The sequence below is a fragment of the Brevundimonas vesicularis genome (genome assembly GCF_027886425.1).
GTDB classification, from domain to species: domain Bacteria; phylum Pseudomonadota; class Alphaproteobacteria; order Caulobacterales; family Caulobacteraceae; genus Brevundimonas; species Brevundimonas vesicularis_C.
In genome coordinates this window covers 993,079-1,005,097 of the sequence record NZ_CP115671.1, presented here as the reverse complement: position 1 = coordinate 1,005,097, position 12,019 = coordinate 993,079, and the positions used below count along the sequence as shown (strand labels likewise).

At 68.4% G+C, this 12,019-nt stretch carries 10 protein-coding genes; 5 read left to right on the top strand and 5 right to left on the bottom strand.

From position 1 onward, the window contains the following. Positions 1–199 precede the first annotated feature (199 nt). The 4 genes from nhaA to PFY01_RS05000 all read right to left on the bottom strand — a co-directional run bounded on the left by nhaA (position 200) and on the right by PFY01_RS05000 (position 3,745). Positions 200–1,444, bottom strand: a complete 1,245-nt coding sequence (gene nhaA / locus PFY01_RS05015; protein ID WP_271042648.1) for a Na+/H+ antiporter NhaA — start codon at positions 1,442–1,444, stop codon at positions 200–202. A gap of 164 nt (positions 1,445–1,608) precedes the next feature. Beyond that, on the bottom strand, positions 1,609–1,932 hold the full coding sequence (locus PFY01_RS05010; RefSeq protein ID WP_055803516.1) for a YnfA family protein: 324 nt from the start codon (positions 1,930–1,932) through the stop codon (positions 1,609–1,611). Then, positions 1,929–2,720, bottom strand: coding sequence for an RNA methyltransferase (locus tag PFY01_RS05005; RefSeq protein WP_271042647.1), 792 nt, complete (start codon positions 2,718–2,720; stop codon positions 1,929–1,931). The genes PFY01_RS05010 and PFY01_RS05005 overlap by 4 nt, the downstream gene beginning before the upstream one ends. A 5-nt stretch (positions 2,721–2,725) precedes the next feature. Then, complete coding sequence (locus PFY01_RS05000) at positions 2,726–3,745, bottom strand: S1/P1 Nuclease (protein ID WP_271042646.1); 1,020 nt, start codon at positions 3,743–3,745, stop codon at positions 2,726–2,728. A 213-nt stretch (positions 3,746–3,958) separates the two neighbouring features. Here PFY01_RS05000 and PFY01_RS04995 point away from each other — a divergent pair, with 213 nt between their 5' ends. Next, positions 3,959–4,579 (top strand): DUF4168 domain-containing protein, encoded by a 621-nt coding sequence (locus PFY01_RS04995; protein WP_271042645.1) that lies wholly within the window; start codon positions 3,959–3,961, stop codon positions 4,577–4,579. Between the two features lie 3 nt (positions 4,580–4,582). On the opposite strand, the gene PFY01_RS04990 is transcribed toward PFY01_RS04995, so the two are convergent. Next, a complete protein-coding gene (locus tag PFY01_RS04990; protein ID WP_271042644.1) occupies positions 4,583–6,445 on the bottom strand; it encodes a monovalent cation:proton antiporter-2 (CPA2) family protein in 1,863 nt (620 codons plus the stop codon). Between the two features lie 165 nt (positions 6,446–6,610). On the opposite strand from PFY01_RS04990, the gene PFY01_RS04985 reads away from it, so the two are divergent. The 4 genes from PFY01_RS04985 to PFY01_RS04970 all read left to right on the top strand — a co-directional run bounded on the left by PFY01_RS04985 (position 6,611) and on the right by PFY01_RS04970 (position 11,998). Continuing rightward, entirely contained in the window at positions 6,611–8,410 is a 1,800-nt protein-coding gene (locus PFY01_RS04985) for a vWA domain-containing protein (RefSeq protein WP_271042643.1), read from the top strand. Between the two features lie 61 nt (positions 8,411–8,471). Next, positions 8,472–8,879: a CBS domain-containing protein gene (locus PFY01_RS04980; protein WP_205682687.1), complete on the top strand. Its 408-nt coding sequence runs from the start codon at positions 8,472–8,474 to the stop codon at positions 8,877–8,879. 77 nt (positions 8,880–8,956) lie between these two features. Then, positions 8,957–9,523 (top strand): hypothetical protein, encoded by a 567-nt coding sequence (locus PFY01_RS04975; protein WP_271042642.1) that lies wholly within the window; start codon positions 8,957–8,959, stop codon positions 9,521–9,523. A 90-nt stretch (positions 9,524–9,613) separates the two neighbouring features. Beyond that, complete coding sequence (locus PFY01_RS04970; protein WP_271042641.1) at positions 9,614–11,998, top strand: PAS domain-containing sensor histidine kinase; 2,385 nt, start codon at positions 9,614–9,616, stop codon at positions 11,996–11,998. Positions 11,999–12,019: the final 21 nt, after the last annotated feature.

Genomic DNA, 12,019 nt, shown 5'->3' with positions numbered 1-12,019 from the left:
GTCCTCCCGGCTGAAGCCGCGACGCCAGTGGCGATCGCAGCGTTTCCTGTTCCCTCGACGTCCCCTACGTGGGGGATCATTCGTTAGGGACAGGCTAAGCGCGGTTCGGGCCGACCGACAAGCGAGCGTTGTTCGCCGCGACGATTTTTCGCCGCGGATTCGCCTTTGTGTGTCAGGGAAGCGACAGAAAACCCTGACGCTAGGTCAGTTTTTGCCCGTCTTTCGGTCCCAGAGGCTCGACCTCAGGGTGCAGGGCGGCGGGATCCACCTGGCGGGCCCGACCGGCGAAACCCAGCACCAGGGCCGCCGCGATCGCCGACAGGATCGAGCCGCCGATAACGCCCAGTTTGACCTCGACCTGCTCGGGCGAATCGACCGCGCCAGGGAAGGCCAGGACGCCGATGAACAGGCTCATGGTGAAGCCAACCCCGCACAGCAGGGAGACGCCATAGACTTGCAGCCAGCTGGCGCCCGTCGGCCGCGCGCCGATCCTCAGCGCCGAGGCCAGCCAGGCGGCGCCCAGGACGCCGATCTGCTTGCCGAAGAACAGGCCCAGGGCGATGGCGATAACGAGGGGCGCGAACGCCTGCTCCATCGACAGGCCGGCGAAGGAGACGCCCGCCTTTGCGAAGGCGAACAGCGGCAGGACCAAAAAGGCGTTCCACGGATGCAGATCGTGCATCGCCTCCTTCAGCGGGCTTTGACCGTCTTCGGCGCGCCCCTTGATCGGCACGATCATGGCGAAGGCCACGGCGGTCAGGGAGGTGCTGAGGCCCGACAGCACGGTCAGATACCAGACCAGGGCGAACCCCAGCACCCAGAAGGGCGCGGGGATGCGGATGCGGTGCGCCGCGACCGCGCCAACCGCTAGGGCGCCCAGCGCCCAGAACAGCGGCGTCCAATTCGCGCCCTCGCTGAACAGCACGGCGATCAGGGCGATGGCGCCCAGGTCGTCGACGATGGCGAGCGTCAGCAGGAAGACCCGCAATGACGAGGGCAAGCCCTTGCCGACGAAGCCGAAGATGGCCAGCGCAAAGGCGATGTCGGTCGCCAGCGGAATGGGCCAGCCCGCATGGGGCGCCCCGATGGCGCCGGACAGCAGCAGATAGACCGCCGCCGGCCCCGCCATGCCGCCGAGCGCCGCCAGCACTGGCGTCGCCAGCTTCTTCGGATCGCTGAGTTCGCCGCGTACGATCTCGTATTTGATCTCCAGCCCCACGACGAGGAAGAAGATCGCCATCAAACCTTCCTTGATCCAGTCGGAGATCGTCTCCTCCAGCCGGATCGGGCCGATCTGCAAGACGTGGTAGCTCTTCAGCCAAGCGAAATAATCGGCCGACCAGGGCGAGTTGGCGATCGCCACGGCGGCGATGGCGGCCAGCGCCAGCGCCGAGCCGGATGCGGCCTCGGTCTTGAGGAAATCGAGTGTCAGTTTGCGCGCCACGGCGGCCTCCTAGCGAACGGAAGTTTCGTCGTGACGCCAGGTTATCGACGGGCGTCGGACCGGATTCGCAAACCAAAATCGGCGCGCCGGCCTGGCCGCACGGGGCGACCTGATGGCTGGTGCCAGAATAGAGGATCAGGCCGGCCAAGCCAAGCCGAAGCAGGCTAGCCCCTCGGGCCGAACAGGATGAGCCCGGCGCCAACCAGGCAGACAAGGCCGCCCAGGATGTCCCAGCGATCTGGCGGGGTCTTCTCGACCAGCGCCATCCAGATGAGGGAGGCGCAGATATAGACGCCGCCGTAGGCCGCGAAGGCGCGGCCCGCCGCGTCGCTGGGGACCAGGGTTAGGAGCCAGGCGAAGGCGATCAAGCAGGCGACGCCGGGCGCCAGCCACAGGGGTGAACGATCCAGCTTCAGCCAGGCCCAGAAGGCGAAACAGCCGCCGATCTCCGCCAGGGCCGCCAGCGGATAGATCAGCCAGAGTTTCACTCAGGCGTGTCCGTCTTCGCCTTCGCCGCCCGTTCGGCCGCCAGCTTGGCAAGGACCCGGCCGCGGCCGCGCGACAGGGCGTGGATGGCGCCGCGCATGGTGGCGACCTCTTGCTCGGAGAAGGCGGCGCGGCCCAGCATGACGCGCAGGTTCTGGCTCATCGAGCGCTTCTTCTCGGGCGGGTAGAAGAAGCCGCCGTTTTCCAGCTCTTCCTCCAGATGTTCGTACATGCCGACCAGCAGGTCGTTCGACGCCGGCGGTTCGCTGTCGCGGAACCGCGGCGGCGGGGCGTCCAGGATCAGGGTGCGCCACTCATAGGCGTTGATCGCCACGGCCTGGGCCAGGTTCAGCGAGTGGTGCTTCGGGTCGATCGGAATGGTGACGATGCCGGCGCACAGGGCGATGTCGGTCGTCTCCAGCCCGGCGCGTTCACCGCCGAATAAGAGGCCCGTCTTCAGGCCCGAGGCCGTGTCGTCATAGAGGACGCGGCTGGCCTCGCGCGGCGTGCGCACGGGCTGGCGCGTCTCGCGCGGGCGGGCGGTGGTTGCGAAGACGGTGTTGAGGTCGGCGATGGCCTCGGCGACCGTGTCGAACACCCGCACCCCGTCCAAGACCCAGTCGGCGCCCGAGGCCGTGGCCCAGGCCCGCTCCTGGGGCCAGCCGTCGCGGGGGCTGACCAGACGCAGGTCCGACAGGCCGAAGTTGGCCATCACCCGCGCCACGGCGCCGATGTTCTCGGCCATCTGCGACTTGTCGAGGATGACAGCGGGAGGTGTCAGCTCAGACAACGAAATCAGTCCTCGCCCACCATGGCGATCCAGGGGTCGGCGGTTCCGGCCTCGACCTCGGCGACCTTGACGGCCGGCCAGCCGATGGAGGCGCTGCCCGAGGCGGTCCAGGCGGAGACGATGAAGTCGCGAAGTTCGCCGGCGCCCGCCGCCAGACGTTCGTTGACGAAGGCCGCGCCGCGCGGGTCGGCGTCACGGAAGCCGCCGGCCTTTTCCAGGCGATAGAAGGGGATCACCGTGCCGAGCGTCGTGGTCAGATAGGAGACGGTGCGCGCCTTGACGTCGAACCCGTCCAGTTTGGCGGCAGGCATGGCGGCCTCAACGGCGTCCAGGCGGGCGACGCGGTTGGTGAACTCGCCCTCGAACACAGCGTGGGTCTGGCGCGAATTGGTGAAGCCTTCCGGGTTCGGGAAGTCGCCCCAGCCGTTGTAGTGGATGCTGGTGTGATGCGGTTGCGAGCCGTCGCCGACGTAGTGGCCCATCACGCCGATGTCGCGCAGGATCAGGGCCTCGCGGCGAATGCGGTCGGCGCGATACCAGGCCTGACGCTCCATATTGGTCTCGCGCTTCTCGGCGGCGTTCAGCACGCGCCAATAGGCGAAGTCGCGACCCAGCTGCTGCCAGGCGTCCATCATGGCGTAGGGCAGATAGCCGGCGTCGTTGACGTCCAGACCGGCCTTGGTCAGGGCGGCGTCATATTCGGACTTCAGGCGCGGCAGGTCGTTGAGGCTCATGCCGCGCTGGTCGTAGACGCGACCCTGGTCGTCCAGATCGACGAAGTGGGCGGTGTCGCGCTCGCGGTCGTGCGGCTGGCCGGCGCCCTTCCAGCGGTCGGGCTCGCGCGCCAGTTCGCCCACGTCGGCGATGGCGGCCGGGGTGCGCAGGAAGGCCGGCAGATCGTCCGGCAGGGCCCGCATCGCCGCCACGCCGATCAGGCGGTGGCCGGTGTTGCCCCAGGCGGTGACGGTGACAGCCGGCGCGGCGACCGCGACGAGGGCCAGGGCGGCGATGGCGAGACGTTTCATGGACAAACCTCAACAAGGATCACGCCCGTCTAACGCATCCTTGATCGCGCCTCCAGCGTCCACGGGGTGGTGCGAGGCGCATCGGCGCCTAGGTTATGAAGGCTCCCCTTTCGTCTGTTTCAGGCTCCACGCCCTGGGGAGCGATGACGTGATTGCGTCGTCGCCGTCGTCGGACGGCCCTTCAAGTGGACGCCAGACCGAAAGGACATTCCCATGCGCACGCCCCGCATCGCCCTTCTTGCTTCCGTCGCCCTTCTCGCGACCGCCGCGACCGCTCACGCCCAAGACGCATCAACCACATCGCAGACGCAGACGGCCTCGCCGATGGCCGGGTCGACCACCTTCACCGATGACGAGCTGAAGAAGTTCGACGACGCCATGGCCAAGGTGAGAGCCGTCAGCGACACGCTGAACGGCGCCCAACCGACGCCGGAACAGCAGGCGCAGATGGCCGCCGCAGTTCAGGATTCGGGGCTGGAAGTGACGCGTTTCAACACCCTGTCCAACGCCGTCGCCGCCGATCCGACCTTGGCCGCGCGCATTCGGGTGGTCAACGCCACGCCGCCAGCGCCCGGCACGCCGGCCGCCGCCGTGACCGATGACGAACTGAACCGCTTCGTCACCGCCATGACGCAGATCCGCGCCGTCACGGCCGAGGTGCAGAATAACCAGGCGACGCCCGAACAGAGCGCCAGACTGACGGCGGCGGTCGAGGCGTCCGGCCTGACGACCGAGCGCTTCAACGCCATCTCGCAGCTGGTGTCCGCGACGCCCTATCTTCAGGCCAAGGCGCAACTGGCCGGCGCGCGTCTGGAGAAGGGCGCCAGCCAGTAGGGATCAGGTGTCGGCGGGCTCGCGCCGAGTGTCCGGTGCGGCCGGGCCCGCCTCGTCCTCGTTCAGCAGACGGCCTTCGCGACGGGGCTTGATGTAGGGGGCGGGCTGGGGCGTCGGCATATTGCCGCGCATCAGTTGGCGGCCGGCCTTGAGCCCGCCGGTCAGCTGCAGGTCTAGGCGGGCCTCGTCGCGACGGCGCACGTCGCCGATGGTCTCGGCCGCCTCATGCTCGTCCAGCCCCAGTTCGACCAGGGCGCGCTCGCCGAACTTGAGCGCCGACTCGAAGGTCTCGCGGATCTGGTAGTCCACCCCGGCCTGGATCAGGCGCATCGAATGCCCTCGGTCGAAGGCGCGGGCCATGATCCGGGTGGTCGGAAACTCCGACTTGACCAGTTCGACGATGCGGTCGGCCGCCTCGGGCTTGTCGACGCAGACCAGGACCATCTCGGCCTCCTCCGCGCCTGACGCGCGTAGGGTGTGCAGCTGGGTGCCGTCGCCGTAGTAGACCTTGAACCCGAACTGGGAGGCGGCCTGGATCATCTCCACGTCGTTCTCGATGATCGACACGTCCACGTCGCGGGCCAGCAGGGGTTGGGACACGACCTGGGCGAAACGGCCGAAGCCGATGATCAGCACCTGGCCGCGCAGGTCCTTGGCGAAATCGACGCCCTCGGCGCTTTCGGCGTCCTGGACCGGCTTGGGCGACAGGCGCGCGATCAGCAGCGAGGTCAGGGGCGTCAGGGCCATCGACAGGATGACCACCGCCGACATCATCGCCCCGATGCGGGCGTCGAACAGGCCGGCGGCGACGGCGGCGCCGTACAGGACGAAGGCGAACTCGCCGCCTTGCGCGAACAGGCCCGCACGCTCGACCGCCTCATGGTGCGAAGCCTTGAACAGGCGCGCGACGGCATAGATGCCGACGCCCTTGACCAGCATGAAGGCCACGACGCCGCCCAGCACCAGACGCCAGTCGGCGACCACCACCGACACGTCCAGCGACATGCCGACGCTGAGGAAGAACAGGCCCAAGAGGATGGCGCGGAACGGCTCGACGTCGGCCTCCAGCTGGTGACGGAAGGTGGATTCCGACAGCAGGACCCCGGCCAGGAAGGCGCCCATGGCCATGGACAGGCCGCCCAGGGACATGGCCCAGGCGGCGCCAACCACCACCAGCAGGGCCGCCGCCGTCATGACCTCGCGTCCGCCGTACTGGGCCAGGAGACGGAAGACCGGATTGACCAGATATTTGCCGGCCAGCAGCACCCCGCCGACCGCCGCGACCGCGAAGCCGACGGTCTGCCACAGGGGCGGGACGTGTTCGGCCGCGCGGCCGGTCAGCGAGGCCAGGACGGCGACGATGGCCAGGAGCGGCACGATAGCCAGGTCTTCCAGCAGCAGGATCGACACCGCGCGCTGGCCCGGCCCGCCCGCGATTTCGCCGCGCTCTTCCAGCATCTGCATGATGACAGCGGTGGACGACAGCACAAAGCCCATGGCGCCGACGAAGGCGACGGGCGCGGAGAAGCCGGCCAGCATGGCGGTGAGGGTCAGGATCAGCCCGCAGAACAGCACCTGGGCCGCGCCGAGACCGAAAATTTCCTTGCGCAGTCCCCAAAGCCGTTTGGGCCGCATCTCCAGCCCGATGATGAACAGGAAGATGACCACGCCGAACTCGGCGACGTGCAGGATGGTCTCGGGCTCGCGAAACAGCTTCAGGCCGAAGGGACCGATGGCGAGGCCCGCCGCCAGATAGCCCAGAACCGATCCCAGGCCGATGCGCTTGAACACCGGCACGGCGAGCACGCCCGCGGCCAGCAGAGCGGCCGCCGCGCCCAGATCCAGTCCCGCCGTCGCCTCAGCCATCGCATTCCCCCAAGCTTGGCGTCTATTGTGGAGGTCCTGGTCGGCGATTGCGAGAGGACACGAAAGACACGCTGAAAGATCATCGTGCGTCGAGGAGTATTTGGCGCCACAGTTTCGCCCCATGACGGCCCGCGACTGGCGTCAAGACAACAACCTGAGGAAGCCATGTCACGCATCGTCAGGATGGCGGCGCTGTCCGTTCTGAGCCTCTCGTTCGCCGCGCCGCCCGTCGCCTTGCCGACCGTCGCCCTGGCCAAGCCGCTGGATGGCGAACCGACGCCGGCGGCGTGCCGGCCGCTGGGCTTCGAGCTGGAAACGGAAACCGAGATGCAGGATCTCGTCGTGACGGGATCTCGCGTCCAAGGTCGCACGGCGACGACGCACGCGCCGATCGCGCCGCCTCCTCCTCCCCCTCCTCCCCCGCCACCACCGCCTGCTTCATACGTCCCTCCGCCGCCCGCTGCGATGACAGGCAGCGTGGGCGTAACCGGGGTTCGGGTTTCGCCGATCACCCCGGCGCCGCCGCGCGTCGAGACCGAACGCTACCCTGACGCGACGCCCAATCCGGTGAAGCGCACCAGCGATCAGCCGGTGTCGACCTTCTCCATCGACGTGGACACGGCGTCCTATTCGAACGTGAAGCGCTTCATCGACGAGGGTCGTGCGCCGCCCAAGGATGCGGTGCGGGTCGAGGAGCTGATCAACGCGTTCGACTATGACTATGCCCGTCCGACCAGCCAGACCCGGCCCTTCGCCATCACCACGGCGGTCGCGGCCTCGCCCTGGGCTGAGGGGCGTCAGATCGTGCACATCGGCCTGCAGGGGTATGAGCTGCCGACGGGCGAGCAGCGTCCGCTGAACCTGACCCTCCTGGTCGACGTCTCCGGCTCGATGCGCAGTCCCGACAAGCTGGACCTGGCCAAGAAGGCGATGAACCTGGCCATCGACCGGCTGAGGCCGCAGGACACTCTGGCCGTCACCTATTACGCGGAAGGCGCCGGCACGACCTTGCAGCCCACGAAGGGCGACGAAAAGCTGAAGATGCGCTGCGCGGTCGCCAGCCTGAAGGCCTCAGGCGGCACGGCCGGCGCGACCGGCATGACCAACGCCTATGACCAGGCCCAGGCGAACTTCGCCCGCGACAAGGTCAACCGGATACTGATGTTCACCGACGGCGACTTCAACGTCGGGGTGACCGACGACAAGCGGCTGGAGGACTATGTCGCCGATAAGCGCGGGACGGGCATCTATCTGTCGGTCTATGGCTTCGGGCGCGGCAACTATCAGGACGCGCGGATGCAGACCATCGCCCAGGCGGGCAATGGGGTCGCGGCCTATGTCGGGGACCTGAGGGATGCGCGTCGGCTGTTCGGTCCGGCCTTCGACAAGGGCGCCTTCCCCATCGCCGACGACGTCAAGATCCAGGTCGAGTTCAATCCCGCCCGCGTCGCCGAATGGCGGCTGATCGGCTATGAGACCCGCCTGTTGAACGAAGAAGACTTCAACAACGACCAGGTCGATGCGGGCGAGGTCGGATCCGGCGCCAACGTCACGGCCCTGTATGAGATCACCCCCGTCGGCGGCCCGACGCAGATCCCCGATCGGCGCTATCCCGATAACCGTATCGGGGTCGGCGGCGGCGATCCGAACGGCGAGATCGGCTTCATCCAGGTGCGCTACAAGCAGACGGGCCAGAGCCGCTCGGACCTGATCCAGCAGCCGCTGACCAATCGCGCGGGCGGGCCGGTCAGCGCCCAGCCGCCCGAGGCCACGCGCTGGGCCATCGCCGTCGCCGGATTCGGGCAGAAGCTGCGCGGCGATCCGTGGATGACGGCCGACTATGGCTGGGACCGCATCATCGATCAGGCGCAGGGGGCAAGGGGCGAAGACCCGTATGGCGACCGGGCCGAGTTCGTTCAGCTGGTGCGGGCGGCCCAGGGCCTACCCCCGATGCGGACGCCCTGACCGGAACCGCCACGCTCGCGGCGGGTTTTCAGCGCAACGCTTCAAACAAAGGAAACCCGCCATGAAGATCCGCGACGTGATGACCAAGGACGTGCATCTGGCCCGCCCCGCCGACACCATCCAGGATGTGGCCAGCCGCATGGCCAAGGGCGACTTCGGCTTCGTGCCCGTGGCGGACGGCGATCAGCTGATCGGCACGATCACCGACCGCGACATCGTCGTGCGCGCCCTGGCGACCGGCGCGGCCCCGTCGGCGGCGGTGGTCGAGTTCATCACTCGTGATCCGCAAACAGTGCTGGACACCGATGACCTTAAGATCGTGCTGGACCTGATGGGCTCCAAGCAGATCCGTCGCGCCCCGGTCGTGGACAAGCATGGCCGCGTGGTCGGCGTCGTGTCGCTGGGCGACCTGTCGACGCGCGTGAAGGAGAAATACGCCGGCGAGACGCTGGAAAGCATCTCGCGTTAAGACCTGCGTAACCGCGCCCCGACACCGGGCGTCAAGGATCGTCGTTCATGCTGTTCCTTCGAATATCGGAGGATGGCATGGCGCGCGCACAGTTCCAGAAGGGTCAAAAGGTCTGGGTCGAGTGCGTCGGCGCCTGGGCCTTTATCGAACAGGTCCAGCCCGTCTGGGCCAAGGGGTTCGAAGAGCCCGTGCGCGTCACCTATGACGTCGGGCTGGGGCGCGAGTTCACCGCCAACGAACTGCTGCTGGCGACCGATGATCCGGCCTCGGATCAGGGGCCTGGCGAGTGGCGGCTGCTGCGCGCGCGCAACAAATGGCAGCTGCCCGAGGATTGCCTGCATCATCCCCACCCCGGCACCTATCCGGTCGTCGTCACCGATCGGGCGGACTGGGGCGGTTGGCGCGTGCCGGGGGCCGAGTATGATCGCGACCCGCAGCATATCGAGTTTCAGGCCCGCCTGATCGCCGCTGCGCCGCAGTTGATGCGCATCGCCCAGGATCTGGTCGATCTGGTCGCCGAGACGCCGGACGATGCGCCGCCGGCCGTCCTGACCCTGGCCCGACAGGCGCGCGACACCCTGCAGGATGTGACGCGTGTGCTGGAGCCCGCGCCGGACCGCCTGACGGCGCCCGCCGCCGCTTAAAAACCCGTTAAAAGCGCGCGCCGAGCCTCGACACGAATCCGCGACGCAGCCTAGATTCCCGCAACGAAGTGTTTGTCGGAGGGTCGGGGCTTGCGGGACGAGGAGCGGCGGGAAAATCGGTCGGGGCGTCGCGCCTCCGACCGCGCCGCCGGCGCGCCCGCCTGGTTGCGGATCGCCGTCCTGGTCCTGGCGCTGATCGCGGCCGCCTATGCCCTGATGGCGTCGCGCGAGTTCAGCCGGCCGACCCGCGAAATCAGCCGCCTGGAAGCCGAAAATCTGAAGCTGAGCGCCGAGTTGGTCGCCAGCCAGACCGCGGCGCTGATCCAGTCGGCCGAAGCAGGTCTGGCCGCCGGCCGCACCGCCATTGTCGCCAAACGCGCCCCCATAGAGGTCGTCGAGGCCGCGCAGGCCGCTGCGCCCAAGGTCGCCTTCACCCTGGTCGGTCCCGGCGAGACGGTGCAGGCCGCCAAGGGCGAAGGATCGGTCGTCGCCGGCCAGGCCAATGCCGACGGTCTGAGGCTGGAGGCGAGGATCGCCCCGGTCCTGCCGAAAGGCGGCGAGACGCGGATCGTGTCGGCGGGCGGCGTGGTGCTGGCCTCGGCGCGCGCCGCCGAGATCGGCCAACCCATCCGCACCCTGATCGGCGTTGATGCCTCGGCCCTGGTCGATCAGGCCGACCCGCGCGCCGTGGCGCTGGGGGGCCAGGCCGGCCTCGCCGCCGCCGCTCGAACCGTCGCGGGCGGCCCCTATGTGGTCGCGATCTCGCAAGGGACGACCGCCTCCGTCTTCGACGACGCCTGGGTGGTGCTCGCGCCGCTGCTGCTGGGGGTCGGGGTCGTGGTCCTGTTGGTCCTCTATGGCCTGCGCCAGACGCGCCAGCACCGCGAACGGGTGGCCACCGAAAAGCGGTTCCGCATCGCCGTCGAAGCCGCGCGGTGCGGGGTGTGGGAGTGGGATCTGGCCAAGGGCGAGGTGTCGCTGTCGGACTATATGGCCGCGCTGCTGGGCTTCTCGCGCGGCGGTGTGACCGACGCCGAGGATGTGATCGGCCGCGTCCATCCGCGCTTTCAGGAAGATTTCCGCCACGCCCTGCGCCAGGCGGCGGCCTATGGCGCCTTTGAGATCACCTTCCCGGTGGCGGGACCGGACGGGCGGGCGCGTTGGATCGACGCGCGGGGCCAGGCGCGCGGCGAGCGCGGCGACATGGGCTTTTCCGCAATCCTGGGCGTCGCGCTAGACATCACCGAGGCCCGCCGCGCCAAGGCCGCCGCCCAGGCCGCCGAAAGCCGGCTGCGCGACGGGGTGGAGAGCATCTCCGAGGCCTTCGTCCTGTTCGATCGTCAGGGGCGGCTGATCCTGTGGAACCAGGCGTTCGAGGACGCCTTCGGCTTCGACCACGGGGTGGTGCGGCGCGGCGCGATGAAGGACGAGCTGAACCGGATCGCCGGCCTGGCCATCAAGGCCGAGCATCGCCCGGCCAGCGGTCGTGCGGGCCTGCGTGAGGTCGAGCTGAACGACGGGCGCTGGCTGCAACTGTCCGAGCGGTTCACTTCCGAGGGCGGGTCGGTTGTCACCGCCGCCGACATCACCGCCATCAAACGCCAGGAGGCCGAGCGCCGCCGCGCCGCCGACGATCTGCGGGCCACCGTCGACCAGCTGGAATCCAGCCAGGAAAAGCTGTCGCTGCTGGCGCGCAAATACGAGGTCGCCATGACCCGGGCCGAGGCCGCCAACCAGGCCAAGTCCGAGTTCCTGGCCAATATGAGCCACGAACTGCGCACGCCGTTGAACGCCATCAACGGCTTCTCAGAGATCATGGCCAGCGAGCTGTTCGGGCCGCTGAACGAGAAATACAAGGGATACGCCGGCGACATCCTGAAGTCGGGCCAGCACCTGCTCAGCCTGATCAATGACGTCTTGGACATGGCCAAGATCGAGGCCGGCAAGATGACCCTGCACTATGAGCCGGTGTCCTTGCGCGAGGTGTGCGAGGACGCGGTGCGGCTGATGCGCGGCAAGGTGCAGGAAGCGGGCCTGAAGATCGCGGTCGAGGCCGGCGACCTGCCCGACATCGAGGCCGATCAGCGCGGCGTCAAACAGGTGATGCTGAACCTGATCTCCAACGCCGTGAAGTTCACGCCCGAGGGCGGCTCCATCGTCGTGTCGCTGAAACCCTTCATTGGCGCGCAGGGCGAGGACCGCGTCCGCGTCGCCTGCGCCGACACCGGCATCGGCATCGCGCCCGAAGACCTGGTCCGCCTCGCCCGCCCGTTCGAACAGGTCGAGGGCCAGCATTCCAAGACCACTCAGGGCACCGGCTTGGGCCTAGCCCTGACCAAGTCCCTGATCGAAATGCACGGCGGCCAGCTGAGCATGGAAAGCCAGCCAGGCGTCGGCACGGTCGTCAGCTTCGACCTGCCGGTCAAACGCCCGGATCAGACCGTGCAGCCGATCCGGGCGGCGTTCGCGGCTTAGCAACGATTACCGAATCGCGCT